Source organism: Streptomyces chryseus, from assembly GCF_014650755.1.
Taxonomy (GTDB): domain Bacteria; phylum Actinomycetota; class Actinomycetes; order Streptomycetales; family Streptomycetaceae; genus Streptomyces; species Streptomyces chryseus.
This window is the reverse complement of record NZ_BMVO01000031.1, coordinates 14,452-38,229: the sequence shown is the minus strand read 5'-3', so window position 1 is coordinate 38,229 and position 23,778 is coordinate 14,452. Positions and strand designations below refer to the sequence as shown.

The 23,778-nt window shown below is 71.7% G+C and carries 24 protein-coding genes; 13 read left to right on the top strand and 11 right to left on the bottom strand.

Annotated elements, in window-relative coordinates; genetic code table 11:
• Positions 1-28: 28 nt before the first annotated feature.
• The 3 genes from IE185_RS29470 to IE185_RS29460 all read right to left on the bottom strand — a co-directional run bounded on the left by IE185_RS29470 (position 29) and on the right by IE185_RS29460 (position 3,294).
• Positions 29-1,399, bottom strand: a complete 1,371-nt coding sequence (locus IE185_RS29470; protein ID WP_138897632.1) for a DUF2637 domain-containing protein — start codon at positions 1,397-1,399, stop codon at positions 29-31.
• Between the two features lie 180 nt (positions 1,400-1,579).
• Complete coding sequence (locus IE185_RS29465) at positions 1,580-2,287, bottom strand: DUF3558 domain-containing protein (protein WP_138897631.1); 708 nt, start codon at positions 2,285-2,287, stop codon at positions 1,580-1,582.
• Positions 2,288-2,376: 89 nt separating this feature from the next.
• Entirely contained in the window at positions 2,377-3,294 is a 918-nt protein-coding gene (locus IE185_RS29460; RefSeq protein ID WP_138897630.1) for a DUF3558 domain-containing protein, read from the bottom strand.
• 160 nt (positions 3,295-3,454) lie between these two features.
• Here IE185_RS29460 and IE185_RS29455 point away from each other — a divergent pair, with 160 nt between their 5' ends.
• The 4 genes from IE185_RS29455 (at position 3,455) to IE185_RS29440 (ending at position 6,650) form a co-directional block, all read left to right on the top strand.
• Positions 3,455-4,648, top strand: coding sequence for an RtcB family protein (locus tag IE185_RS29455; protein WP_138897629.1), 1,194 nt, complete (start codon positions 3,455-3,457; stop codon positions 4,646-4,648).
• Positions 4,649-4,899: 251 nt separating this feature from the next.
• Positions 4,900-5,580 (top strand): hypothetical protein, encoded by a 681-nt coding sequence (locus IE185_RS29450; protein ID WP_138897628.1) that lies wholly within the window; start codon positions 4,900-4,902, stop codon positions 5,578-5,580.
• A 3-nt stretch (positions 5,581-5,583) separates the two neighbouring features.
• Positions 5,584-5,997 (top strand): phage holin family protein, encoded by a 414-nt coding sequence (locus IE185_RS29445; RefSeq protein WP_138897627.1) that lies wholly within the window; start codon positions 5,584-5,586, stop codon positions 5,995-5,997.
• Positions 5,973-6,650 carry a DUF3618 domain-containing protein gene (locus IE185_RS29440; RefSeq protein WP_138897626.1) on the top strand — a complete coding sequence of 226 codons (678 nt, stop codon included), beginning with the start codon at positions 5,973-5,975 and terminating at the stop codon, positions 6,648-6,650. Before IE185_RS29445 ends, IE185_RS29440 begins: the two co-directional genes overlap by 25 nt.
• A gap of 167 nt (positions 6,651-6,817) precedes the next feature.
• Here the strand turns inward: IE185_RS29440 and IE185_RS29435 are convergent, their stop codons facing one another.
• Complete coding sequence (locus IE185_RS29435; RefSeq protein ID WP_138895957.1) at positions 6,818-7,573, bottom strand: SDR family NAD(P)-dependent oxidoreductase; 756 nt, start codon at positions 7,571-7,573, stop codon at positions 6,818-6,820.
• A gap of 9 nt (positions 7,574-7,582) precedes the next feature.
• Complete coding sequence (locus tag IE185_RS29430) at positions 7,583-7,933, bottom strand: YnfA family protein (RefSeq protein ID WP_138895958.1); 351 nt, start codon at positions 7,931-7,933, stop codon at positions 7,583-7,585.
• A gap of 127 nt (positions 7,934-8,060) precedes the next feature.
• Here IE185_RS29430 and IE185_RS29425 point away from each other — a divergent pair, with 127 nt between their 5' ends.
• Positions 8,061-8,663: a TetR/AcrR family transcriptional regulator gene (locus IE185_RS29425; RefSeq protein ID WP_138895959.1), complete on the top strand. Its 603-nt coding sequence runs from the start codon at positions 8,061-8,063 to the stop codon at positions 8,661-8,663.
• A 55-nt stretch (positions 8,664-8,718) separates the two neighbouring features.
• Here the strand turns inward: IE185_RS29425 and IE185_RS29420 are convergent, their stop codons facing one another.
• The 4 genes from IE185_RS29420 to IE185_RS29405 form a co-directional block, all read right to left on the bottom strand.
• Positions 8,719-9,471: a Mut7-C RNAse domain-containing protein gene (locus IE185_RS29420; protein WP_138895960.1), complete on the bottom strand. Its 753-nt coding sequence runs from the start codon at positions 9,469-9,471 to the stop codon at positions 8,719-8,721.
• Between the two features lie 77 nt (positions 9,472-9,548).
• Positions 9,549-9,797: a hypothetical protein gene (locus IE185_RS29415; RefSeq protein ID WP_138895961.1), complete on the bottom strand. Its 249-nt coding sequence runs from the start codon at positions 9,795-9,797 to the stop codon at positions 9,549-9,551.
• Positions 9,798-9,938: 141 nt separating this feature from the next.
• The gene (locus tag IE185_RS29410; protein ID WP_373303774.1) at positions 9,939-11,066 is read right to left on the bottom strand and encodes a hypothetical protein; all 1,128 of its coding nucleotides are present in this window, start codon (positions 11,064-11,066) and stop codon (positions 9,939-9,941) included.
• Between the two features lie 64 nt (positions 11,067-11,130).
• On the bottom strand, positions 11,131-11,730 hold the full coding sequence (locus IE185_RS29405; protein ID WP_138895962.1) for a hypothetical protein: 600 nt from the start codon (positions 11,728-11,730) through the stop codon (positions 11,131-11,133).
• Positions 11,731-11,846: 116 nt separating this feature from the next.
• Here IE185_RS29405 and hemL point away from each other — a divergent pair, with 116 nt between their 5' ends.
• The 8 genes from hemL (at position 11,847) to IE185_RS29365 (ending at position 20,090) form a co-directional block, all read left to right on the top strand.
• On the top strand, positions 11,847-13,163 hold the full coding sequence (gene hemL, locus IE185_RS29400) for a glutamate-1-semialdehyde 2,1-aminomutase (protein WP_138895963.1): 1,317 nt from the start codon (positions 11,847-11,849) through the stop codon (positions 13,161-13,163).
• Positions 13,160-13,834 (top strand): histidine phosphatase family protein, encoded by a 675-nt coding sequence (locus IE185_RS29395; RefSeq protein ID WP_138895964.1) that lies wholly within the window; start codon positions 13,160-13,162, stop codon positions 13,832-13,834. Before hemL ends, IE185_RS29395 begins: the two co-directional genes overlap by 4 nt.
• Before the next feature lie 140 nt (positions 13,835-13,974).
• Complete coding sequence (locus IE185_RS29390; protein WP_138895965.1) at positions 13,975-15,213, top strand: polysaccharide deacetylase family protein; 1,239 nt, start codon at positions 13,975-13,977, stop codon at positions 15,211-15,213.
• A gap of 67 nt (positions 15,214-15,280) precedes the next feature.
• The gene (locus IE185_RS29385; RefSeq protein WP_138895966.1) at positions 15,281-15,904 is read left to right on the top strand and encodes a TlpA family protein disulfide reductase; all 624 of its coding nucleotides are present in this window, start codon (positions 15,281-15,283) and stop codon (positions 15,902-15,904) included.
• Positions 15,905-15,908: 4 nt separating this feature from the next.
• Positions 15,909-16,676 carry a cytochrome c biogenesis CcdA family protein gene (locus IE185_RS29380; RefSeq protein ID WP_138895967.1) on the top strand — a complete coding sequence of 256 codons (768 nt, stop codon included), beginning with the start codon at positions 15,909-15,911 and terminating at the stop codon, positions 16,674-16,676.
• 5 nt (positions 16,677-16,681) lie between these two features.
• Positions 16,682-18,442, top strand: a complete 1,761-nt coding sequence (gene resB, locus IE185_RS29375; RefSeq protein WP_138895968.1) for a cytochrome c biogenesis protein ResB — start codon at positions 16,682-16,684, stop codon at positions 18,440-18,442.
• Positions 18,439-19,518: a c-type cytochrome biogenesis protein CcsB gene (gene ccsB, locus IE185_RS29370; RefSeq protein WP_138895969.1), complete on the top strand. Its 1,080-nt coding sequence runs from the start codon at positions 18,439-18,441 to the stop codon at positions 19,516-19,518. Before resB ends, ccsB begins: the two co-directional genes overlap by 4 nt.
• Positions 19,519-19,613: 95 nt before the next feature.
• Positions 19,614-20,090, top strand: coding sequence for an SRPBCC domain-containing protein (locus tag IE185_RS29365; protein ID WP_189716347.1), 477 nt, complete (start codon positions 19,614-19,616; stop codon positions 20,088-20,090).
• Positions 20,091-20,107: 17 nt separating this feature from the next.
• On the opposite strand, the gene IE185_RS29360 is transcribed toward IE185_RS29365, so the two are convergent.
• Positions 20,108-21,640: an ABC transporter substrate-binding protein gene (locus IE185_RS29360; RefSeq protein ID WP_138895736.1), complete on the bottom strand. Its 1,533-nt coding sequence runs from the start codon at positions 21,638-21,640 to the stop codon at positions 20,108-20,110.
• Positions 21,637-23,643 carry a hypothetical protein gene (locus IE185_RS29355; RefSeq protein ID WP_138895735.1) on the bottom strand — a complete coding sequence of 669 codons (2,007 nt, stop codon included), beginning with the start codon at positions 23,641-23,643 and terminating at the stop codon, positions 21,637-21,639. The genes IE185_RS29360 and IE185_RS29355 overlap by 4 nt, the downstream gene beginning before the upstream one ends.
• Positions 23,644-23,778: the final 135 nt, after the last annotated feature.

Below are 23,778 nucleotides of genomic sequence, written 5' to 3'. Positions count from 1 at the left end.
GCGTGGCGGTGGGCGGGGGCCGGCGGCGCTAGGCGATGTGCTCGGCGTCCAGGTCCTGCTGGTAGCGGATCTCGAAGCGCTTCGTGTAGTCGCTCAGTTCGCCCGGGGTCGGGGACTCGGCTCCCAGGTCCTGGAGGTACGAGCCGAACTCGCGGGGGGTCGGGACGCTGTTGTTCTCGTTGACGTACTTGCGGAACGCGCCGTAGTACCACTCCTGGGCGTCGTACGGCTCCTCGTACTGCGCCTGCGCGTACTGCGCCTGCTGGTACTCCGCCTGCGCGTCCGCCTGCGCGTTCTCCTCCGCCGGGACCTGCTCCTGCCGTTGGCCCGGGATGCCGCCCAGGGGGCGGGTGCGGCCGGGGCCCGACGGGACCATCACCGGGGGCGGCTCCGGGGCCTCGGCGTACTCCGGGTCGTACCCGTTGGCGTACGCCGCCTCCTGCGCGGCCTGCGGCACCTGCGGTGCGGCGAACCAGGGGCTGGAGTGCGAGCCGGGGCCCTGTTCCGGCACCGGCGGGGCGTCCTCGCCGCCCTCGGCGTACTGGTCGACCGCGTCCGGGGCCTCCTGCGGCCACTCCTCGTCCGGGTACGGCTGCGCCTGCTCCCGGGCCGGCAGCGCCCGGACCTCCTGGGGCTGCGGGGGCTGTTGGTGCTGCGAGAGCTCCTGCGGCCGCGGCTGCGCCGTCTCCGGGACGGGGGGCAGCAGCGCCGGTTCGATGCCGGCCGCGGCCAGGCCCGCCGGGGCGGTGTCGGCGAGCGGGACGCCGTACTTCGCGAGCCGCAGCGGCATCAGCGACTCGACGGGCGCCTTGCGGCGCCAGGAGCGCCCGAAGCGGGCCTGGAGGCGCGCCTGGTAGATGAGGCGGTCCTGCTCCAGCTTGATGACCTGCTCGTAGGAGCGCAGCTCCCACAGCTTCATGCGCCGCCACAGCTTGAACGTCGGCAGGGGCGAGAGCAGCCAGCGGGTGAGGCGTACGCCTTCCATGTGCTTGTCGGCCGTGATGTCGGCGATCCGGCCGACCGCGTGCCGGGCCGCCTCCACCGAGACGACGAACAGGACCGGGATGACGGCGTGCATGCCGACGCCCAGCGGGTCGGGCCACGACGCCGCGCCGTTGAAGGCGATCGTCGCGATCGTCAGCAGCCACGCCGTCTGGCGGAGCAGGGGGAAGGGGATCCGCATCCAGGTCAGGAGGAGGTCGAGCGCCAGCAGGACGCAGATGCCTGCGTCGATGCCGATCGGGAAGACCAGCGAGAAGTCCCCGAAGCCCTTCTCCTCGGCGAGCTCGCGCACGGCGGCGTACGAACCGGCGAAACCGATCGCGGCGATCACCACCGCTCCCGCGACGACGACACCGATCAATATGCGGTGCGTGCGTGTCAACTGCATCGCGGCCACCCGCGATCCCCTCCCGTTACGTCGGACTTGGCGGGGGTCAGCCTGGCACATGTGTGCGGGCCGCGTTGCGCGGGTATGGGCGGAGCCCGGCTTCCAAGGGGAAGACCGGGCTCCGCTCTGTGCCTGGGATCAGGTGGTACGTACCGCTTCCTGCCCGGCGGGAACCGGGTGCTCCGCGGGCTACTTGTTGGCCGCGGCGACCGAGTCCGCCGCCTCCTCGGCCGCCTTCTGCGCGTCCTTCAGCAGGTCGGCGGCCTTCGGCGACTTCGCGCCCTGGTAGCCGGCGCCGTTGTAGACGACGGTGGCGACGACGTTCTCCGTACGTGTCACGACCGTTGCGTACTTGAAGTCCGCGTCCGTCTTGCGCAGGTCGTACGTGACGGCTGTCGCCTGGTCGCCGACGCCGGGGGCGGGCTTGGCCGTGACCTTCTTCGCACCCTCGGTCGCCTTCGCGGCGTCGACCTGCTTCGCGTAGTACTCCTCGGCGAGCTTGTCGCCGGGGCCGCGGGACGGGTCGGAGTCGTACCGCATGAAGGAGACGGACAGCCAGCGGTACTGCGAGCCGTCGACGCCCTTGCTGTCCAGACCGTTCCAGGCGCAGCCGCCGCGCGCCGACACGTCGTTCGACTTGTCGGCCGTGCCGGACTTGTCCTTCGCCTCGGGCACCAGCGAGTCGACCGTCTTCTTCTTGACCGACTTGCACGGCTCGGGCAGCTTCGAGAACGCGGCCGGCTGCACGGTCGGCTCGGCCGACACCGTGGGCGTGGGCTTGGCGGACTTCGCGTCCTTGTCGCCTTCGGCGTCCGAGGAGCAGCCGGCGGCGACGAGCATCACCGGGACGGCTGCGCAGGCGAGTATGCGAGAGAGTCGCGGGGCTGATCGGTGCATGGTTCCTTCACTCATGGAGGCTGTTCGGCTGGTGCGCTGATCGGCTGGGCGCCGATCGACCGGGCGCCGACCGCCGGTGGGCGGATCGGCTAGTCGTTGAACTGCTCGGCGAGCCTGCGGGCCACGGCCTGCGTCTTCTCCTGCAGTTCCTTGCTGTCGGGGAGGTCCGCGGTCAGGGCGGGCTGCTCGCTGTACTGGACGGTCACGACGACGTTCGACGTACGGAACACCACGCTCACGGTACGACGCTGGGAGGTCGACCCGGAGCGGACGAGGGCGTCGTCGAGGAAGGCGGCGTCGCCGAGGTCGGCCAGGATGCGGGGTTCGAGGCCCTCGGGGGGCGTCTGGGTGCCCGCGCCGCCACCGGCGCCGCTGTCCGTTCCGCCGTCGGCGCCGCTCGCGTCGCCGCCGGGGGCGGAGGCGGTCGGGTCGGCGTCGCCGGCGGGCTTGGAGGCGGCGGCGTCCGGGGAGGCGCTGCTGTCGGGGGAGGCGCTCTCGTCGTCGCCGCCCGCACCGTCGCCGTTCTGCGGGTCGTCGCCCTCGTCCGGCTCGTCCGGGCTCTGGGAGGGGGCCGGGAGGTCGGCCGCGACCTCCTGCTTCGCGTAGACCTCCTTCGCGCGGTCGTCGTCGCTGACCTCGGAGTCGTACGAGACCACCCGCTCGAAGTCGACGCGGAGGTGGTGGGTGGCGCCGGGGGAGTCGACCTTCCAGCGGCAGCCGACGCGCCGGTCCGTGTCGTACGTGACCGCGGGGGCGCCGTCGTACGCCTTCTTCTGCTGCTCCTCGGGGAGCGTGGTGGCGCCGGGCAGGAGGTCCCGCAGGAGGCCGCGGTCCACGGCGCCGCAGGGCTCGCGGAGCGTGCGGTACTTGCCGGGGGCGGCCACGGAGGTGTTGGACTCGCCCGCCTTGGCGTCGGTGGTGGAGCTGTCGGTACCGGAGCCGCCGGTGCAGCCGGCGGTGAGCGCCGCGAGGAGCGCGACGCCGGGTACGTACACCTTTCGCTGCACGGTCCTGGCTCCCTTCGATCGGAAATACGGTTGCCGCGCGATGGCGGCCGGTGGACACAATGTGTATCGCACGCACTGGCCGCAACGCCGGTCCGCTGTCTCTTTCGCGGTACTTGGTGTCAGTTTTGCGTTATCGGTAATTCGGGGGAATTGAGGGGTTATGTCGTATGTAGAGATGCCGGGGGCGAAGGTGCCGATCCGGATGTGGGCCGACCCGGCGACGGTCGAGGACGGTGCGATGCGGCAGCTCCAGAATGTTGCCACGCTGCCCTGGATCAAGGGCCTCGCCGTGATGCCGGACGTCCACTACGGCAAGGGGGCCACGGTCGGCTCGGTGATCGCGATGCACGGCGCGGTCTGCCCTGCGGCGGTGGGGGTCGACATCGGCTGCGGCATGTCGGCGGTGAAGACATCACTCACGGCGAACGACCTTCCGGGTGATCTCTCGCGGCTGCGGTCGAAGATCGAGCAGGCGATTCCGGTCGGCCGCGGGATGCACGACAGCCCGGTCGACCCGGGCCGGCTGCACGGGTTCCCGACATCGGGGTGGGACGACTTCTGGGGGCGGTTCGACGGGGTGGCCGACGCGGTCAAGTTCCGTCAGGGGCGCGCCGCCAAGCAGATGGGCACGCTCGGGTCCGGGAACCACTTCGTCGAGTTCTGTCTCGATACGGACGACCGCGTCTGGCTGATGCTGCATTCCGGCTCCCGGAACATCGGCAAGGAGCTGGCGGAGTACCACATCGGGCAGGCTCAGAAGCTTCCGCACAACCAGGGGCTGGTCGACCGCGACCTGGCGGTCTTCATCTCCGACACCCCGCAGATGGCGGCCTACCGCAACGACCTCTTCTGGGCGCAGGAGTACGCGAAGTACAACCGCGCGATCATGATGGGGATCTTCCAGGGCGTGGTCCGGCGTGAGTTCAAGAAGGCCGGGGTGACCTTCGACCCGGTCATCTCCTGCCACCACAACTACGTCAGCGAGGAGCGGTACGACGGGATGGACCTGCTCGTCACCCGCAAGGGCGCGATCCGGGCGGGTTCCGGCGACTTCGGGATCATCCCGGGCTCGATGGGCACCGGCTCGTACATCGTGAAGGGGCTCGGGAACGAGAAGTCGTTCAACTCGGCCTCGCACGGCGCCGGCCGCCGGATGAGCCGCAGCGCGGCGAAGCGGCGCTTCACGGCGCGGGACCTGGAGGATCAGACGCGGGGCGTGGAGTGCCGGAAGGACTCCGGTGTCGTGGACGAGATCCCGGCGGCGTACAAGCCGATCGAGCAGGTCATCGATCAGCAGCGGGACCTCGTCGAGGTCGTCGCGAAGCTGAAGCAGGTCATCTGCGTCAAGGGCTGACAGGCCCCGAGCGCGGAGAGCGGAAGGCCCTGGTTGTGGTTGCCGGGGCCTTTTCGCGTGCCCGGGCGGGGTGGATGGCGGGCGGTGGCACGGCCGGCCCGGAGCGTGCGCCAGGATTGTGGCTTTTAGCTGTTTTGGGTGCTTTTCAGGGGTTACCCGGAGGATGTCCCAGCCAGCACGAGAGACACGGGGCACGGCGGGAGGCCCGGCGTAGCGGCCGGTTTCGCGCGTCCCCGGAAGAGGTGGAATCCATGAGTGGAGTGTCCGCGAATGGCGGTGCCGGGCGTGTCCAGCAGGCCGGGCAGACGGCGAAGGAGGAGGCATCGGTCACAGCCGGCCAGGCCAGGCAGGCGGCGGGTGAGGTTGCCGGTTCGGTTGCCGAGCAAGCCAAGGCTGTCACCAGCGAGGCCAGGCAGCAGGCCGGTACGGCTGCGCGTGACCTGCGGGGACGAGTGAACGAAGAGGCGCAGGGCCAGGCCGAGCGCGCGGCGGGCACGCTGCGGAAGTGGGCGGACGATCTCGACGGGATGGCCGAGAACGCGCCCGGCGACTCTCCCGTGCGCGGCCTCGTGACGCAGGCGGCCCAGGGCGGCCACCGAGCCGCCGACTACCTGGACAGCCACGGTCTGAGCGGTGTCGTGGACGACGTGCGCGGGTTCGCGCGGCGGCGGCCCGGGGCGTTCCTGGGCGGTGCTGCGCTGGCGGGTCTGGCCGTGGGGCGGCTGGCGAAGGCCGGCAAGGCCCAGGCGGGCGGCGACGGCGGCCACGCGAAGGGCGACGTCCGGATGAGCGGTGACGGCGGCAGCCGGGCTGGCGGCGACGCGGCCGGCTTCCCGCAGGACCCGCCGGTCCAGGTCCCGCCGCCGGAGACCGACAGCAGAGCGGCTCAGGCGCCCGGGTGGGCGGGGCTGCCGGGATCACCGGAGGTGTGACGGATGGCGACGTACACGCCGACCCCCTACAAGCGGGGGCAGGACAGTTCGGTGGGTGAGCTGCTGTCGGAGGTCACCTCGGACGTGCAGCTCCTCTTCCGCCAGGAGATGGAGCTGGCCAAGCTCGAAATCCGCGAGGAGGCCACCAAGGCGGGCAAGGCCGCCGGGATGTTCGGCGGAGCTGGCTTCGCCGGGTACATGGTGGCGCTGTTCGCCTCGCTGGCGGCCGTGTTCGGCCTGGCGAACCTGATGGACTCCGGCTGGGCCGCGCTGATCGTCACCGGGGTGTGGGCCGTCGTCGGCGCCGTCCTGTTCGTGATGGGCCGCGCGCGGATGCGCAACGTTTCACCCAAGCCGGAACGGACCGTGCAGACACTGAAGGAGGACGCGCAATGGGCACGTCACCCGATCAAGTAAGGGCCGACATCGAGACGACGCGGGAGAGGCTGTCCGCCGACGTGGACCGGCTGGCCGACCGGACGAGCCCCCGCCGGATGGCGCGTCGGCGCAGCCGTCGTGTGCGTGGTGCGGTGTCGGGCGTACGCCGCCGGGTCATGGGCACCGCTTCGCACACCACGGGTCGGGCCCAGGACCGTACGCAGCAGGCCGCCCAGTCGGTGCAGGAGGGCGCGGGGCAGGCCGCCGACACCGTGCGCCAGACGGCGGGACAGGCGGGCGACGCGGTGCGCAGGGCGCCCGACGAGGCGCTGCGGCAGACCGAGGGCAACCCGCTGGCGGCCGGTGTGATCGCCTTCGGGGCCGGGCTGCTGGCCGGTTCGATGCTGCCGGGCACGCACGCCGAGGAGCAGGCGGCCGCGCAGCTGGCGGACCGGGCCGGCGGGGCCATCGAGCCGGTCAAGCAGGCGGCGGCGGAATCCGCGCAGCATCTGAAGGAGGACGCCACGCAGGCCGCGCAGCAGGCGGTGCAGGGCGTCAAGGAGACCGCCGCCGACGCCGCGCGCACGACGCAGGAACAGGCGCGTGAGCAGGCCGGTCAGGTCACCGAGCAGGCGCGTGAGTCGGGCCGGAACGTGGCGGGCGAGGCCCGCGACCAGAGCGGCGGGCCGTAGCGACGGCGGCGTGGCGACGGTCGCGTCGCCTTGGGCGGGCGGCCCGCGCCGGGAGTGCTTCTTCCGGTGCGGGCCGCTTCGCGTGCCGGCCGCGTGGGGGCTGGGGCGGGCGCGGCCGGGCGGGTGCGGGTCGCTTCACGGCGCCGGTGGCGTGGGCGCCGTCCTGGTCACAGCTCGCGGTGGACCTTGGTGTTGGAGGCCTGGGCGCGGGGGCGGACCACCAGGAGGTCGATGTTGACGTGGCTGGGGCGGGTGACCGCCCAGGTGATGGTCTCGGCCACGTCGTCGGCGGTGAGGGGTGCGGCGACGCCCGCGTAGACCTTGGCCGCCTTGTCCGTGTCGCCCCGGAAGCGGGTGGTGGCGAACTCCTCGGTCTTGACCATGCCGGGCGCGATCTCGATGACGCGGACGGGGGTGCCGACGATCTCCAGGCGGAGCGTCTCGGCGAGGACGTGGGCGCCGTGCTTGGCCGCCACGTAGCCGCCGCCGTTCTCGTACGTGCCGTGGCCGGCGGTGGAGGACAGGACGACCACCGTGCCGTCGCCGCTCGCGGTGAGGGCGGGGAGCAGCGCCTGGGTGAGGTTGAGGGTGCCGATGACGTTGGTCTCGTACATCTGGCGCCAGTCGGCGGGGTCACTGGTGGCGACGGGGTCGGCGCCGAGCGCGCCGCCGGCGTTGTTGACGAGGAGGGCGAGGGTGCGGAAGGCGCCGGCGAACTCGTCGACCGCGGCGCGGTCGGTGACGTCCAGCGCGTACGCCGTCGCCTGGTGGCCGGCGGCGGTGAGCTCGGCCTCCAGCGCCTCGATGCGGTCCTTGCGGCGGGCGGTGAGGACGACGCGGTAACCGGCGGCGGCCAGTCGGCGCGCGGTGGCGGCGCCGATTCCGCTGCTCGCTCCGGTGATGACGGCGATAGGCGTAGACATGGGGACAGGCTAACGAGACCGTGGTGCGTACATGATGACGGCCATCCCGGCGAGGCAGACGAGGGCGCCGACGACGTCCCAGCGGTCCGGTCGGTAGCCGTCGGCGACCATGCCCCAGGCGATCGAGCCGGCGACGAAGACCCCGCCGTACGCGGCGAGGATGCGGCCGAACTCGGCGTCGGGCTGGAGCGTGGCGACGAAGCCGTACGCGCCGAGGGCGACGACGCCGGCGCCGGACCACAGGAGCCCGCGGCCCTGGCCCCGGGAGCCGCCGCGCACGCCCTGCCAGACGAGCCAGGCGCCGCCGATCTCGAAGAGGGCGGCGACGACGAAGAGGGCGGCGGAGCGGGCGACGGTCATGCGGGCAGCGTGCCACGAGGGGAGAGCGGGGCGGGAGTTGCCCGCCGCGCCGTCCGGGCGGTGTCTTCCCGGAGCGCCGCTTCCCGGGTATGGCGCGTCAACGAATGTTGGCCTACAGTTGTTGACCATGAGTGACTCGTCAGCTCCCGACGCACCGCCCCGCCGACGGTCCGACGCCACGAAGGCGGCGATCCTGGACGCCGCCCGTGAGCGGTTCGCGGCCGACGGGTACGAGCGGGCCACGATCCGCGCCATCGCGCGCGACGCCGGGATCGATCCGTCGATGGTGATGCGGTACTACGGCAACAAGGAGGGGCTGTTCGCCGCCGCCTCCGCGTTCGACCTGCGCATGCCGGACGTCGGGACGATCGCCGAGCTGGGCGCGCTGCCGGGCCGGCAGGTGGGCGCCGTCCTCGTCGAGCACTTCCTCGACCGCTGGGAGGCGGACGAGGTGCTGACCGCACTGCTGCGGGTGGGTGTCACCAACGCGGCCGGGGCCGAGCGGATGCGGGCGGTATTCCGCGACCAGCTCGGACCCGTCGCGGCCGGCCTGAGCCCGGACCCCGGTCAGGCGCCGTCGCGGGCCGCCCTGGTGGCCTCCCAGATCCTCGGCATGGCGATGGCGCGGTACGTGCTGCGGCTGCCGCCGGCCGTGGAGATGACGCGGCAGGAGGTCGTCGACTGGCTCGGGCCCACCGTGCAGCGGTATCTGACGGCGGAGCGCCCGTAGGACGGTGTCAGCGGGCCGGGCCGGCTCGCGGTGCCGGGCCGGCGTCCGTACCCGGTCAGGAAGCCTGCTGCTGGGGCCGTGCGCCGCCGCCGTACGTCCGCAGGGCGTCGTCGACGATCGTCTGCAGGCTGGAGTGGTGCGCGCCGTTCCAGTACACGCGCTCGCACGCCGTGCACTGGGCGAAGACGTCGTACGAGCGCTCCGTGCCGTCCTCCAGGAACCCCCTCACGGACTCCTTGGTGGCGTCCGCGAGGTCGCCGTTGCAGGCCACGCAGCGCGTCCAGGGCGCCAGAGCGGGCGCGAACCGGGTCAGCACGTCGTCGAGCTGCTCCTTGGGACGGTCGCTGTAGACGTACGCGCCCGCCCAGAGCTCGCGCCGCCGCAGCAGCCCCCGGTCCCGCGACAGCAGTACGCGCCGGTCGCGGGCCGAGTAGGCGGCCAGCGCCGGGTCGCCGACGTCCTCGCTGAAGTACGCCGCGTCCACGCCCAGCAGCCGCAACCGCCGCGCCAGCGTGCCCAGGTGCACGTCGAGGAGGAAGCGCAGCGGCGCCCCCGGCACCTCCTGCGGGCGACGCGCCGCGTGCACCTCGACGCGCTCGCCCGCCCCCGGCACGTGCGACACCGGGACCTCGCGGCCGTCCACGAGCAGGCGCCCCGCCTCGGTCAGCGGGATGCCGAGCGACTCGACGACGTGGCCGAGCGTCGAGGCTCCGTCGGTGGTCAGCGGGGTGGGCCCACCGCGGCGGGCCGCCGCGACGAAGAGGTGCAGCTCGGGGGCGACGCTGAGGTGGATCTCCGGTCCGTTCACGCCGCCAGCATGCCATCGGCACGTACGCCGTATCCAGGGCTTTCCCGCCGGCCGGGGCCGTCGCGCGGTGCGGACCGTCAGGGGCGCGATCTGGCCCGGGGGTCCGGCGCGGGGGCGGCGCGGTAGAGCTCGTCCAGCTCCGCCCAGGACTCCCGCACGATGGCCTCGGTGACCGCCAGCAGGTCGAGTTCGGCGAGCCGGGCGGCGCTCTGCGAGTAGGGCGGGGGAGCCGGGTGCCTCCGGCGCCACCAGCAGGAACATGCCGCGTAGAAGCCGCTCGCGCACAACAGGGCGGGTATGGCGAGGGCCGTCAGAACGTCGCCCATGGCGGGCCTCCTTCAACGTCGATGCCCGATGCATCGGCACGTCACGGCGACTTCTGAAGATCATATGCGGGGTGCGGGCAGGCCGACCTTTGATCGAGAGATCACCCTCCTGCCCGAGCCCCTGCGCCCGCCGCCCGCGCGTCAGCCCTGGACGTCCTCCTCGAAGTCCTCCTCCGAGAACGCGTCCGCCGCGCCCCCCTGGAAGAAGTCCTCCATCAGCTCGTCCAGCTTCACCGCGGTGGCTCCGGCCGGGACCTTGGCCTCCTGGCCCTTGCCCATGCGGACCACCAGCGCGAACTTCTTGACCTTCGCGTTCTCCGCCAGCGCGGCCAGGTCCACGGACACCTCGGTCAGCGCGCCGTCCTTGAGCGTGAAGTCGGCCGTGACCTTCTTGTTCGGTACTTCCTTGAGCTCCTTCGCCGTCGGGAGCCCGGTGCCCGGCGGCAGCTCCTTCGACAGCGGGCGCAGCTCGTCGACCAGTTCGGTCATCAGCGTGCGGAAGGGCGCCGTGGCCTTGATGTGCTCGGTACCGTCCGCTCCGCCACCGGTCTTGAAGTCGACTTCCCGGGTGACGACCTGCCGCAGGGCCTTCACGAGCTTCTTCTGCGCCTTGGCGTCGAGTGTGGGCTCCGCCGCGGGCTTCCTGCCTGCGGGGGCCTCCATCTCCTCCATCTGGTCGCGGGTCTCCTCGAGGTCCTTCGTCGCGACCTTGACCCACTTGCCGTCGAGCACCTTCTTGAACGCCCCGGCGCTGTCCGGCAGTTCGTCGGCGGACGGCATCGGGTTGCCCGTCGCCTTCCCCAACTTGGCCACATCGGCGCGGAAGTAGGTGTAGTCGCCGATCTGCCGGTACTCGAGCAGGTCGCCGTCCGGGCCGCCGAGCTTCATCGCCGTGGCGCTGAAGTCCTTCTCGCCGGACTCCTCGATCGGCTTCCCGGACCGCATGGAGACGGAGAGCCGCGCGCCGCTGATCAGCTCGGCGATCTCGTCGGGCATCTTGTCCTCGGGCTTCGCCGCGCTGTCCATCGCCTTCAGCGTCGCGGCGTCGGCGTCCAGGTCCAGCTCGAAGGAGAGCGAGTGCTCCTTGCCGAGCTTGTCGAAGGCCCGGTCCAGCTTCTGTCCGGCGGTCAGGTTCTCCACGGTGCCGCAGGCGGACGAACCCGCCAGGACGACGGTGGCGACGGCGGCGGCGGTCAGGGTCTTGCGTATGGCGGGAATGACGGTCTCCTCGTGGGCGCGACCACGGTCGTGGTCACCGGGAAGACCCACGAGGTACGCACAAGGTTGTACGTCACCCGCCCGGCGCGGCGGCGGACCGCCGGGCCGGGCCGGGTCAGGGCCAGACCAGGCAGTACGGCTGGTGCCCCGCCTCGTGCAGGCGGTGGCTGAAGTCCTGCCACTCGTGCAGCAGCTGGTAGACGTTGAACGCGTCGCGCGGCCCGCCGCGGTCCGGGACCGTCGACCAGATGAAGGCCGCCGCGCCCACCGACTCCTCGCCGATGCCGCGCAGCGGGTCGACGACCGTCATGGGGAGCTTGACCACCGCGTAGTCGGGGTGGAGCACGACCAGTTCGAGCGGCGGGACCTTGTGCAGAGGTATGCCCTCGATGCCGGTCAGGACCATCGCGGCCACCGTCTCCGGCTTGATCTTCGTGAACATGCCGCCCATGCCGAGCTCGTCGCCGCCCAGCTCCTCCGGCCGCATCGAGATCGGCACGCGGGCCGCGGTGGCTCCGTTCGGAGCGCCGAAGTACTTGTAGGTCACCCCCACCCGGCCACTCCTGTTTCCCGTGTCCGCCTTCGCGCTCGCTTTCGCCTCGCGCTCGCCGGCCGCCCTCGCTCCGCGTTCCCGCTCACGCCGATGCCGGCCGCCCTGGGCCCGCTCGGGACCCAGGTCGTCGGTCCCCTCGCCCACTCCGCCACCGCGATGCATATCTCCACCCGACCACTCGCGGCCACGGCCGCGCAACCCGATCATCGTGTCAGTGACCTCCCCCACGCCCGTGCGGTGAAACACCAGTCCGCAAGACCGTCGGAGCCTCTGACACCATGGCTTGTGTGAGCTTCCCCTATGACGCCCCAGTTTCGCAGACGCTTTTCGACCGCGCGTCCCTTGTGACGCCCGGCGGCGTGAACTCTCCGGTCCGCGCATTCCGCGCCGTGGGCGGTACGCCCCGGTTCATGGTGTCCGGTTCCGGTCCGTACCTCACCGACGCCGACGGCCGTGAGTACGTCGACCTCGTGTGCTCGTGGGGGCCGATGATCCTCGGCCACTCCCACCCCGATGTCATCGCGGCGGTCCAGGAGGCCGTGTCCCGCGGCACGTCCTTCGGTACGCCCGGCGAGGGCGAGGTCGCGCTCGCCGAGGAGATCGTCGCGCGCGTCGCGCCGGTCGAGCAGGTGCGGCTGGTGTCCAGCGGCACCGAGGCGACCATGTCGGCGATCCGCCTCGCCCGCGGCTTCACCGGCCGCGCGAAGGTCGTGAAGTTCGCCGGCTGCTACCACGGCCACGTGGACGCGCTCCTCGCCGCCGCAGGCTCGGGTCTCGCGACGTTCGCGCTGCCCGACACGCCCGGTGTGACGGGCGCGCAGGCCGGCGACACGATCGTCCTGCCGTACAACGACCTCGACGCCGTCCGGGCCGCCTTCGCCGCGCACCCGGGCGAGATCGCCTGCGTCATCACCGAGGCCTCGCCCGGCAACATGGGCGTCGTCCCGCCGGCCGACGGCTTCAACGCCGGGCTCAAGGCCCTGTGCCAGGCCGACGGCGCGCTCTACATCTCCGACGAGGTGATGACCGGCTTCCGTACGTCGAAGGCCGGCTGGTACGGCGTCGACGGCGTCGCACCCGACCTGATGACCTTCGGCAAGGTCATGGGCGGCGGCTTCCCGGCGGCAGCGTTCGGCGGCCGCAAGGACGTCATGGCGCACCTCGCCCCGGCGGGCCCGGTCTACCAGGCGGGCACGCTCTCCGGTAACCCGATCGCGACCGCCGCCGGTCTCGCGCAGCTGCGGCTGCTGGACGACGCGGCGTACGCGATGGTCGACGCGGTGTCGAAGGAGATCCAGGAGCTGGTCACCGCGGCGCTCACCAGGGAAGGTGTCGCGCACCGCGTCCAGACGGCCAGCAACATGTTCTCGGTGTTCTTCACGGCCGACGAGGTGCGCGACTACGACGACGCGCGGAAGCAGGAAGCTTTCCGCTTCAACGCCTTCTTCCACTCGATGCTGGCCGACGGCGTGTACCTGCCGCCGTCCGCGTTCGAGTCCTGGTTCGTCTCGACGGCCCACGACGCGCGGGCCGTCGAGCGCGTCGCCGCCGCCCTGCCCGCCGCCGCCCGCGCCGCAGCGGAGGCCACGGCATGAGCGAGACCACCGTCGTCCACGTCGTGCGTCACGGCGAAGTGCACAATCCGGACGGGGTGCTGTACGGGCGCCGCTCCGGTTACCACCTCTCGGAGCTCGGACGGCAGATGGCCGACCGGGTCGCCGAGCACCTCGCCGAGCGGGACATCACCCACGTCGTCGCCTCGCCGCTGGAGCGGGCCCAGGAGACCGCGACGCCGATCGCCAAGGCCCACGGTCTTGACCTGGCCACCGACGAACGGCTCATCGAGGCGGGCAACGTCTTCGAGGGCAAGACCTTCGGGGTCGGCGACGGCGCGCTGCGCAGGCCCGCGAACTGGAAGCACCTGACGAACCCCTTCCAGCCGTCGTGGGGCGAGCCGTACATCGAGCAGGTCGTACGGATGATGAGCGCGCTGAACGCCGCGCGTGACGCCGCGCGCGGGCACGAGGCGGTCGCCGTCAGCCACCAGCTGCCGATCTGGACGCTGCGCAGCTTCGTGGAGCGGCGGCGGCTGTGGCACGACCCGCGCAAGCGGCAGTGCACGCTCGCCTCGCTCACCTCGTTCACCTTCGACGGCGACAAGATCGTGTCGGTCGGCTACAGCGAGCCGGCCCGTGATCTCGTACCGGCGCACCTGCTGGCCGGCGCCAAGCCCGTCAAGGGCAGAGCGAAGGCGTTCGGCGCGTAACGATCCCGCTTTCCGGCCACAGCTGGCAAGAATGTGCCGGTTCGTCGGAACCCGTTTTGCCACCACCGCCTCTTACCCGGTGTCCGTTTGTATGACCGGCGGACGTCAACGGGGACGACAAGCGCGGATGGGGCGACGGTATGCGGGACATGAGTCGAAGGGGTCTGCTCGGACTGGGACTCGGAGCGGCGGCCGCGGTCGGCATGGCCGGCTGCGGCCCCTCGGGGTCGACGGGGCCCGGCTCCGGGGGCAAGGGCGGCGGCGCCGGAACGCCGTCGCCCGACAAGAGCGGTGACGACATACGGCTGATAGGCGACGGCTCCACGGCCGACACCGGCAAGCAGCCGAACCAGCCGGACAAGCCCGTCCCCCTCCAGCCGGGCGAGACCCCGCCGCAGTTCGTGATCTTCTCCTGGGACGGTGCGGGTGAGGTCGGCAACGGCCTGTTCCCGCGCTTCCTCGAACTCGCCGAGGACCACGACGCGGCGATGACCTTCTTCCTCTCCGGGCTCTACCTCCTGCCCGAGTCGAAGAAGAGCCTCTACAAGCCGCCGAACAACCCCGTGGGCGCCTCCGACATCGGCTACCTGACCGACGGCCACATCAAGGACACGCTGAAGTACGTCCGCCGGGCCTGGCTCGAAGGCCACGAGATAGGCACCCACTTCAACGGCCACTTCTGCGCCGGCTCCGGCACCGTCGGGAACTGGACGCCCGCCCAGTGGGAGAACGAGACGGCCCAGGCCAAGTCCTTCGTCACCCAGTGGAAGACCAACAGCGGCTGGACCGACCTCGACCCGCTGCCCTTCGACTACGAGAAGGAACTCGTCGGCGGCCGCACCCCCTGCCTGCTCGGCCAGGACAACCTGCTCCCGACCGCGAAGAAGCTCGGCTGGCGCTACGACGCCAGCTCGCCCGGCGGCCGCCAGATGTGGCCGGTCAAGCGCGGCGGCCTGTGGGACCTGCCGCTCCAGGCGATGCCGTTCCCCGGCCATTCCTTCGAGGTGCTGTCGATGGACTACAACATCCTCGCCAACCAGTCGAAGAATTCCACCCAGGGCGTGCCGTCGCGCTACCCCGGCTGGAAGAAGCAGGCCGCCGGGGCCTATCTCGCCGGTTTCCGGCGGGCGTACGAGAGCAATCGCGCGCCCTTCTTCATAGGCAACCACTTCGAGCAGTGGAACGGCGGAATCTACATGGACGCCGTCGAGGAAGCGCTCAAGGGCATGGCCGGCAAGAAAGACGTACGCCTGGTCTCCTTCCGGCAGTTCTGCGACTGGCTCGACGTACAGGACCCGAAGATCCTCGCCAAGCTCCGTTCCCTCGAAGTCGGACAGTCTCCGGCGGGTGGCTGGAAGTCTTTCCTTAAGGCGTCTTGACAAGGGGCTTTACGGGCACTGCGGGGGGCGCGGAAGATCACTGGAACGCCCATGCGAAACTTTTCACATGAGCCTCAGCCGCGCTTCCCGCCGCCGCTCGAACCGCACCCGCCGCGCCACGTCGGCGGGCGCCGTCGTGATCGCGGGCGCACTCGCCCTCTCCGCGTGCGGAGGCGACGGCAGTACGTCGTCCGGCTCGGGCGGCACGAACTTCGTGGCCGCCGAGGGCGGCATCTCCACCGTCGCCAAGGGCGAGCGCCAGGCCGCGCCCCAGCTCGACGGCAAGACCCTCCAGGGCGAGAAGCTCGACGTCGGCGACTTCAAGGGCAAGGTCGTCGTCATGAACGTCTGGGGCTCGTGGTGCCCGCCCTGCCGGGCCGAGGCGCCGCATTTCGCGAAGATCGCCAAGGAGACCAAGGCCAAGGGCGTCGAGTTCGTCGGGATCAACACGCGGGACCAGTCCACGCAGCCGGCGATCAAGTTCGAAGAGGATTACGGCGTCGAATATCCCAGCCTCTACGACCCGATCGGCAAGCTCCTGCTGCGGTTCCCCAAGGGCAGCCTGCATCCGCAGGCCATTCCGTCGACGATCGTGATCGACCGCGAGGGCAGGATCGCGGCGCGCTCGCTGACCGCCCTCAACGAAAAGAAGCTGCGCAAGATGATCGACCCGCTGATCGCGGAGAAGTGACCACGTGAGCTTTCTCGCCGCCGCGGTCACCGACCCGAACCCGACGGTTCTGAGCGGTGCCCTGATTCTCGCCCTGCCGATCGCCGTCGCCGCAGGTCTCGTCTCGTTCTTCTCACCGTGCGTGCTGCCGCTCGTACCGGGCTATCTGTCGTACGTCACCGGGATCAGCGGCACCGACCTCGCGGACGCCAGGCGGGGGCGTATGGTCGCCGGCGCCTCGCTCTTCGTGCTCGGTTTCACCGCGGTCTTCGTCTCGACCGGGGCGCTCTTCGGCTACTTCGGCCAGACGCTCCAGGACTACCAGGAGACGCTGACCCGGGTGCTCGGCGGGCTGATGATCCTCATGGGCTTCTTCTTCATGGGACTCATGCCCTGGATCACCCAGCGCGAGTTCCGCTTCCACAAGCGGCCGGCGGCCGGGCTCGCGGGAGCGCCCGTACTCGGCGCTCTCTTCGGCATCGGCTGGGCGCCGTGCACCGGCCCGACACTCGGCGCCGTCACGACGCTGTCGTTCACCGAGGCGAGCGCGGGGCGCGGGGCCGTACTGACCGTCGCGTACTGCCTCGGCCTCGGCGTGCCCTTCGTACTCGCCGCGATGGCGTTCCGGCGGGCGCTCGGCGCGTTCGCCTGGGTCAAGCGGCACTACGTCTGGGTGATGCGCATCGGCGGACTGATGATGATCGCGACCGGCATCCTGCTCGTCACAGGGATCTGGAACGGCATCATTCAGGACATGCAGGGCTGGACCCAAGGCTTCACGGTGGGGATCTGAGTTCCATGAGCAAGACCGAGACGACCGACGAGACGACCGACGAGGCGGCCGCGGCCGCCGAGCACGACGAGCAGGAGCTCGGCGAAGCCGGCGCCCAGCTCTCCACCGCCCCCCAGGAGCGGGCGGTCCCCGGTTCCTTCGGCGGCGTGATGCAGCCGGGCGCGGCCGGGCGGATCACCTGGCTCTGGCGCGAGACGACGGGCTGGGCGCGCTGGTTCTGGCGGCAGCTGACGTCGATGCGGGTCGCGCTGATCCTCCTCTTCCTGCTCTCCCTGGGCGCGATCCCCGGGTCCCTGGTCCCGCAGACCGGCGTCGACGAGACGAAGGTCGAGGACTTCAAGGCGGCGCACGAGACACTCGCGCCGATCTACGACGACCTCGGGCTCTTCGACGTCTACAGCTCGGTGTGGTTCTCCGCGATCTACATCCTGCTGTTCGTCTCGCTCATCGGCTGCATCGTGCCCCGCACCTGGCAGTTCGTCGGCCAGCTCCGCAGCCGCCCGCCGGGCGCGCCCGGCCGCCTGACGCGGCTTCCGGCGTACACGACCTGGCGTACGGAGGCCGAGCCCGAGCAGGTCCGCGAGGCCGCGCTGGCGATGCTGGGGCAGCGCCGCTTCCGCTCGCACACCGTCGGGGACGCGGTCGCCGCCGAGAAGGGCTACCTGCGCGAGGCCGGGAACCTCGTCTTCCACATCGCGCTCATCGTGATGCTGGTGTCCTTCGCCGCCGGGCAGCTCTTCAAGTCCGAGGGCGGCAAGCTGGTCGTCGAGGGCGGCGGCTTCGCCAACACGCTCACGCAGTACGACGACTTCAAGTCCGGGTCGCTCTTCGACCGGGACCACGACCTCGCGCCTTTCAGCTTCACGCTCGACAAGTTCGTCGGGACGTACGAGCGCACCGGCCCCCAGCGCGGCACGCCCCGTACGTACGAGGCCCATGTGACGTACGCCGAGGGAGCGGACGGCGCCGGGAAGAAGAGTGTGATCGAGGTGAACCGGCCGCTGGAGGTCGACGGCTCGAAGGTCTACCTCATCGGGCACGGGTACGCCCCGGTCGTCACCGTCAGGGACGGCAGGGGCAAGGTGGTCTTCAAGGACGCCGTGCCGCTGCTGCCCATGGACTCCAACGTCACCTCGTCCGGCGCGATCAAGGTCATGGACGGCTACCGCGACAAGGACGGCAAGAAGGACCAGCTGGGCTTCCAGGCGTTCTTCGTGCCGACGTTCGCGGGCGCGGGCAAGGGCACGATGCTCTCGCAGTACCCGGGCCTCGACTTCCCCGTCCTGGCGCTCAACGCCTTCCACGGCAGCCTCGGCGTCAACGCCGGCCTGCCGCAGAACGTGTACCAGCTCGACAAGCGCAAGATGAAGGCGTTCAAGGACGAGCGGGGCGCCGACCTCAAGCAGCGGCTGCTGCCCGGCGAGACCATGAAGCTGCCGGGCGGCGCGGGCTCGGTCACGTTCGAGAAGGGCGTGAAGGAGTGGGCGACCTTCCAGGTCTCCCAGCAGCCCGGCAACATGCCGGCGCTCGTGGGCGCGATCGCCGCGATCGCGGGACTCGCCGGATCGCTGTTCATCCAGCGGCGCCGGATCTGGGTCCGCGCCGTACGGGGCAAGGACGGCGTCACCGTCGTCGAGATGGCCGGACTCGGCCGCAGCGAGTCCTCGAAGCTCCCCGAGGAACTGGCCGACCTGGCCGCAACGCTCAATTCACAGGCGCCGACGGCACCTGATCCCGCTGAACCTGTCGAAGGAGTCCGCGCGTGAATCTCGCGGCCGCAACCAACGAGAACCTCGCCAACATCAGCAACGTGCTGATCTATTCGTCGATGGCCGTCTACACGCTGGCCTTCCTCGCGTTCATCGCCGAATGGGTCTTCGGCAGCCGCAGCAAGGTCGGCCGCACGGCCGCCGCGCTGACCGCGCGGGGCGCCGACGCGTCGGGCCCCGCCGTGACGGTGCGTTCCGGCGGCTCCACCGCCGTCCTCGACAAGCCGAAGGTCGTCACCCGCTCCGCCGCCGGGACGCGCGACGTGCCGGACGGCCCCGGCGCGGCGGGCGGCACGGAGAAGGGCGACCTCTACGGACGGGTCGCCGTCTCGCTGACGACCCTCGCCTTCCTCGTCGAGGCGGGCGGCGTGATCGCCCGCGCCCTGTCGGTGCAGCGCGCGCCGTGGGGCAACATGTACGAGTTCTCGATCACCTTCTCCACGGTGGTCGTCGGCGTGTTCCTCGGAATCCTGGCCGCCGGGAAGAACGTCCGCTGGGCCGGCCTGCCGCTGGTCACCACGGTGCTCCTCGACCTCGGCATCGCCACGAAGTGGCTCTACACCGACAGCGACCAGCTCGTCCCGGCCCTCGACTCGTACTGGCTGTGGATCCACGTCTCCACCGCGATCTTCTGCGGCGCGGTGTTCTACCTCGGCGCGGTCGGCACGCTGCTCTACCTCTTCCGTGACGCGTACGAGGCGAAGCTCGCCCGCGGCGGCGAGCCGGGCAGGTTCGCCTCCTCGGTCCTGGAGCGCCTCCCGTCGGCCGCCTCGCTCGACAAGTTCGCGTACCGCGTGAACGCCGCCGTCTTCCCGCTGTGGACGTTCACGATCATCGCGGGCGCGATCTGGGCGGGCGACGCGTGGGGCCGCTACTGGGGCTGGGACCCCAAGGAGGTCTGGTCCTTCATCACCTGGGTCGCGTACGCCTGCTACCTGCACGCCCGCGCGACGGCCGGCTGGAAGGGCCGCAAGGCCGCCTACCTGGCGCTCTTCGCCTTCGCCTGCTGGCTGTGGAACTACTACGGCGTGAACATGGTCCTGAACGGCCTGCACTCCTACTCGGGCGTCTGACCGGCCCGTACGGACGGAAGGCCACTTCCCGTGACCCCGTAAGGGGTCCGTCCCCAGCGGGTGCGCGGGGTCGGTGCCGGGGGGAGGGTGGACGTATGGCGGGTGTGGTCGAAGCGGGGACCTGGGAGCGGCGGGAGCGTACGGACGTCCTGCGGTTCACGCTGCACCTCGCGCAGCCCGTGCACCAGGTCTGGCCGGCCGTCGCCACCCCCGCCGGTCTGCGGGAGTGGCTCGCGGAGGCCGATCCGCTGGAGGCGCGCCTGGGCGGGGCGGTCACCCTGCGGTGGCTGAACGCCGGCGGCGGGGGCACGGTCGCCGAGGGCACCGTCACCGCCTGGGACCTGGAGCACGTGGCGGAGTACACCGTCGCCGGGCACGGGCGCGTCCGCTTCCACCTGGCGCCGGCCGGGACGACCAACGGCACGGTGCTGCGCTTCACCAACGAGGTGCCGCGCGCCGGCGAGCAGGACCGGCTGAGCCGCCTCGCGGGCTGGCACCAGCACCTCGAACACCTCGCCGAGGCCCTCGAAGGCCGCCCCCGCGACGCGTCGGCGTGGACCCCGGACCGCTAGCGGGAGCTGTACGCCGCCTACGAGGCGCCCGGCGGCAGGCAGTCCTGAGCCGGGGCCTTCTCCTCGGGCCAGGCGATCTCCACGAACCGCTGACTGCCGTCCCGGGCGAGCTCCACGATCGGCACCGCCTTGTTGTACGGGTTCCCGTGGTTGTCCAGGCAGATCCAGCCGCTCGCGCCCTCGACCTTCAGCGGCCCCTTCAGCTGCGGCCACTGGGTGACGACATCGTGGATCGCCGGCAGCTTGTCGACGGTCGCCTCCCGGATGCCCCGCACGGCCGTGGCCATGGCGTCGTACGCGATGATCGCCTGCCCGTCCCGCAGTGACGTCTCGCCGATGGGCCCGATGTCCGGGTCGGCGGCCTTCTCCAGCAGATCCGTGAAGACCTTGTACGCCGCCGGGGAGCCGCCCGTCCTGGGGGCGCCGGGCTCCTTCCACGCGTCGGGGTGGGCGAGCGAGGCGTATCGCACGCTGACCTTGTTGGCCAGGGCCTTCTTGTCGAGCCGGTCGTCCGCGCCCAGGTAGGAGCCCTCGTCGCCGGTCAGCACGGTGAACTCGCGGTGCTGGCAGGGCCGCTGCCCCAGCGCGTTCACGAACTGCCGCAGCTGGGTGTGGCGCCCGGCGAAGAAGACCGTGTCCGCGTCCCGGGTGCCGCAGAGCAGCAGCGCGATCTGCCGGAAGGTGTTGGGGGTGGTTCCTTCGTCCGTCGGGTCGGGCGGGGAGGTGAACAGCTGCGGCTCGTAGGGGGCGTCGGCCAGCAGGTCGGCGAACGCCTTCTTGAGGGTGGCGGTGTAGTGGTCGCCGGGCCGCGTGTCCTGGACCAGTACGGCTCTTTTGGCCTCGACCTTGCCGAACTGGGCGATGGCGCGGGCCTCGTCGCCGTTCGTGGGCGAGACCCGGGCGAGACCGGGGTACGGGTCCCCGTCGGGCCCGTTGGCTATGTCGTCGGCGGTGATGGTGGTCCCGATCACCGGGATCCCGGCGCCGGTGAGTTCCTTCACGGCGTCCTTGGTCTCGGCGCTGCTCGTCGCGACGCCGGAGACGGCCCGCAGGTTGTCGGGCCCGTCCACCATCCCCTTGAGCTGTCGCACGGTCGTGCGCCAGTAGTGGTTGCCCTTGCCGGTGTTGGCGAGCACGAGCCGGATCTTGGGCACCTGCTCGTTGGAGTCGTGATTGGCCGCGTACTGCTGGAGGAACGCGCCCTGGAGCTCGTGGAGGACCTTGGTGCGCATGCCGCTGTCCGTGGAGGTGATCGGCAGCATCACGGCCACCGTCGCGTACTCCCCCTTCGTCAGCCCCTGGTTCTCCCGGGCGATGGCCCCGGCGACCTCCTTCAGCGCGGTCACGCCGAACGCGTAGCCGTCCGCGGAGACGCCGACGCACTCCGCGTCCGCCTCTGGGCGCGCGACGCCCTCGGCGCAGGTCAGGTCGGGGTTGGCGACGCGGTGTACGCCGTACGCGAGGCCGGCGACCACCGCGAGCGCCAGCAGCACCGTGAGCCCCTTGCGCAACGGCGTGAACCAGAACACCCTGCGAAACCAGTCGGTCATGACCCGCCTCCCGTACCGCCCAGGGGGCGCCAGTCGCGCACGGCCTGCGGCCAGGAGCGGGACGCCTGCCAGAGAACCTCGTTGCCGGAACTGTGCAGCTCCGAGAGGAGCCCCAACTCGTACCCCATCTTCTCCGTCACCTCGTCGTCCGGAAGGGCCAGCGGATCGGTCAGGTGCCAGACCGCGAACAGCAGCCGGCGGACCCGGGCGTGCAGGACGGGGTCCGCGCCCGTCGGCGAACCGGTGCGGCCCAGCGCCACCGCCGCGCGCGCGTCCGCCTCCTCGAAGTGCGGCGCGGAGGCGATGAGGCGCAGCTCGTCCAGCCAGATCCGGGCGTCCGCGGTCGCGAAGGTCTCCCGCAGGTACGTGACGGCGCCCTCGGCGTCCCCCAGCGCCAGCTCGTGGTGCAGCCGCCGGGGCACGTCGGCGTCCCCGAAGTGGTCCCGGAGCGTCTGATGGACGGCCCGCCACCGGGAGGCGCCCGGATCGCCGTACCGCAGGCGGTGCAACAGCAGCGTCCGCAGGAACGGGTCGCCCACGAACCACCGCGGGTCCGACGCCCAGTGCTCGTCGGCGAGCAGCGTCCGCGCGTCGCGCACGGCCGCGAGCCCCGTACGGCCCTCCTCCCGCGGCAGCCGCGACGCCGCCAGCGCTTCGGCCGACCGCACGTCGTGGGCCGGGGCGAGCACGGTGAGCCAGTCGAGCCGGGACGCGGGCACCAGCCGCCCGAGCAGTTCGTCGGCCACCGGCCGCCCCTCGGTGTCCTCGCGCAGCGCCACGGCCGCGCCGAGCAGCGAGCCCGGGGTGAACCGCTCGGGGTGTCCGTCCTGGCCGGCGGCCCGCGCCAGCAGGTCGACGCCCACCGGCCGCCCCCCGGTCAGCCGGTGCACCCCGCGCGCGAGCTGCGCCCGCGTCAGCTGCCGGGGGTCCGTACGGTCGAGGAACTGCCGTACGTGCTCGGGGTCGAGCGGCGTCAGTTCCACCGCCACGGCGCCCGACGCGACCTCGCGCCCGCGCTCCCACCCCAGCTCGTGCCGGACCTCCGGCGACGACCGCCGTACGGCATGACGCAGCGCCGGATGGTCGTACCCGCGCAGCGCGGCGATCAGCACCACGGGATCGCGCTTGCCGTCGGCCCGGTCGCGCAGGACGGGCTCGACGAGCCGGCGCCCGAGCGGGGCCTGCCCGTTGTCGATCAGCAGCACGGGCCGTCCGACCCGCCGCAGCCGCCCCATCCCGTGGTACGCCGCCTCCAGGTCGGCGCGCAGCGCCCCGACCAGGTGCCGCTCGGCGCGCACGCGGTGCTCGCTGCCGCGCCGGAAGTGCAGCGCGAGGAGGGTGAGGCCGCGCTTGGCCTGGCCGCCGGCCCCGGGATAGTCGCCGTACCACTGCGCGGAGGCCCGCTGCCCGCGGCCGAACAGGTCGTCCAGCAGGGACTCGACGGTGGTCTCCACGACCACGTCGAGTCCCGGCATTCCCGAGGCCATGCCGGCGAACTTCGCGACGACCTTCGACAGCCAGGTCCTGGTCTGACCGCGCCAGCGGGACCCCGGCTCGGCCAGCAGGCCCAGGCGCAGGCCCTCCGCCAGGATGTTCTCGTCGTCGTGCGGGCGCCAGCCGAGGCTCGCGACGGCGAGCAGCCCGGCGGAGAGGCGGGGGAACTCGACGGCCCCCGCGCCGTGCACGGCGGGTGCGAGCTGCTCACCGAGCTCGGTCAGCGCCTCGGTGACGGGCGACCAGGCGAGGGACGCCTCGGGGGAGCGCTCACGGAACTGGTCGCGCTCGCAGTCGATCAGCGCGACGGGGGTCCGTGCGCGGTACGCGGTGTGCAGGCGCTTGAGTACGGCGGTCTTGCCCATGCCGCGCCCGCCGGTCAGTACGACGACGGGCAGGTCGTCGCGGTGCTCGTAGGGGACTTTCTGGAAACCGCGCGGAGGCAGACCGACGAGCCGTGGTGCGAGGCCGTCGAGGACTGCCTCGCGTCCGAACAGCTCTCTGTCCACAGTGCCCCCCGCACCAGCCACATGTGTCGCTACGTCAACTCCAGCTTACGTACCGTGAGTTCACGCGTGTACGGGTTTTCGAATCATGTGTGGCAAATCGTGACCGAGTTCCCGGGGGTTCGACGCCCCGCGGGG